Source organism: Sinomonas sp. G460-2 (assembly GCF_047759905.1).
Taxonomy (GTDB): Bacteria; Actinomycetota; Actinomycetes; order Actinomycetales; family Micrococcaceae; genus Sinomonas.
In genome coordinates this window covers 1-1,486 of record NZ_JBKZWT010000524.1, presented here as the reverse complement: position 1 = coordinate 1,486, position 1,486 = coordinate 1, and the positions used below count along the sequence as shown (strand labels likewise).

The following is a 1,486-nucleotide window of genomic DNA, read 5'->3' as shown; positions in this document are numbered from 1 at the left end:
TCGGTGCACAGGGCTCGCCCCCGGGGCGCCGCTCGCGATTCGGTGCACGCCCGAACCTCGGGTATCCTAGAGTCTGCTCTGCACGAGCCTGGCCCTTCTGGGCTGGCGTGAAGCGGGCAATGGAGGATTCGCCTAGCGGCCTATGGCGCACGCCTGGAACGCGTGTTGGGTTAACGCCCTCGGGGGTTCAAATCCCCCATCCTCCGCGTTTGTGGTGTCTCGGGACATCGGCTACAGATGTCTCGGGACATCGGCTACAGATGTCTCGGGACATCGACGACACCCCCGGTCTTCGGACCGGGGGTGTTCTGTTTTTTCGGCGGCCTTCTCGCGAGCGCAGTTCCCTCCTCGCGGACGGCAGTCACCCTCCCGTCGAGCGCAGTTCCCTTCTCGCGGACGGCAGTCACCCTCTCGCCGACAAGTCAGCCTCAAGGTGACTGCTGTGCCCGAAGGTGACTTGGGTCCGCGAGAAGGTGACTCGGGCTTGCGAGAAGGTAACTCGCCAGAGCTCAAATAGCCACGAAAAGTGAATTGCTGTCTTCGCGAACGTGATTTCCGGGCGAACCTTTCGGCGATCACCTGTGAGGTTCCTGCGAACCTGCGATACCTAGGACGTTCGGCCTAGCGGCGCGGATCCGTGGCGGCGAAGAATGGTAGCCTGCGGGCGAGAAAAACCGCACACGAATTGATTGGGGACCGGACGTGGAGCGTTCGAAAAATTCCGAAGACTGGCTTGACCGGCGCCGGCTCATCATAGGGATGGCGGCAGGATTCGGTACGGCCGTGTTCGCGGTCGCTGCCGCTCCGGCCTTTGCCGACCCGCCCTCCGCGGACACCGTTCGCGCGGACCCCAACGCGGTCCTCTCCTTCGAACGTGCGGACGTGAGCTCGATCCCCGCGGGCAACCACTCAGGGGCGGTCGTGGTCGCGTCGTCGGATCTCCCGCGGCCCACTGAGGGCAAGCTATACGCTCCGCTCGAGACGCTCGTCCCGACCTCCGCGTTCGGCTACCGGATCAACCCCCTGACAGGCCAGCCGGGCGAGTTCCACTGGGGCCAGGACTTCGCAGGCGCGGCTGGCACGCGCGTCTACTCGGCCGACGCCGGCGTGGTCCGGGCCGCGGGTTGGCATCCGTGGGGCGGCGGGAACCGGGTCGAGATCGACCACGGCAACGGCCTCGTCACGACGTACAACCACATGCAGGCCATCGCCGTGAAGACGGGGGATTCCGTCTCCGTGAGCCAGGTGGTAGGCCTCGTCGGCCAGACCGGCTCAGCGACCGGGCCCCACCTGCACTTCGAGACCCATCTGAACAAGGTCTACAAGGACCCGATGCTGTGGCAGTTCATTCCGATCAAGCAGACGGACGCGGTCGGAACGCTCACGCTCACGGACTACTCGCCCACCAACGGGCAGACGCCGGCCACGCAGAACTGGGACGTCCCCGGCCAGGCCAACGCCCCCGCCGCCGGCGAGACCGTTACGC

General features: G+C 66.0%; 1 protein-coding gene and 1 tRNA gene. Both read left to right on the top strand.

The features are described 5' to 3' along the window. Positions 1-121: 121 nt before the first annotated feature. Positions 122-206: transfer RNA gene (locus ACLN58_RS22125), tRNA-Ser, on the top strand. A gap of 553 nt (positions 207-759) precedes the next feature. Continuing rightward, positions 760-1,486 (top strand): M23 family metallopeptidase (locus ACLN58_RS22120; protein WP_415857359.1); only part of this gene is annotated, 727 nt, incomplete at its 3' end.